Consider the following 385-nt stretch of genomic DNA (forward strand, 5'->3'; position numbering starts at 1 on the left):
TGGAGCGTCAGCGCCACGTCGACCACCGCATCACCCGTGGCATGGATGACCGCGAGCAGGTGGAGCAGACGGCGGACCGCATCCGGGATGAGCTCCTGCTGACGTTGGAGGAGCTGGACCGGCGGCGCGGGCGGGCCCTCGACGTCCGCTATCAGGTGAAGCAGCACACCGGCGCGCTGGTGGCCGCGGGCGCCGTGGCCATGGTGCTGGTGGGCGCGGGCGTGGGCCTGGCCATCTACCGCTCCCGCCACCGGGGGGAAGTGCTGCGCAAGAAGCGCCGTAAGGCGCTCCAGCGTGCGTGGGCGCACCCGGACCAGCTGGCCTCCAGCGCGGACCAACGCCCCGTGGGCGCCGAGCTGGGCCGCAAGCTCATCCTCATCTTCGC

General features: G+C 72.7%; 1 protein-coding gene. It reads left to right on the plus strand.

Annotated elements, in window-relative coordinates; genetic code table 11:
- The coding region (locus D7Y04_RS43705; protein ID WP_121763101.1) for a hypothetical protein at positions 1 to 385 on the plus strand (385 nt) is incomplete at both ends.

Origin of the sequence: Corallococcus sp. AB038B (genome assembly GCF_003668955.1) — a bacterium.
Lineage (GTDB): Bacteria > Myxococcota > Myxococcia > Myxococcales > Myxococcaceae > Corallococcus > Corallococcus exiguus.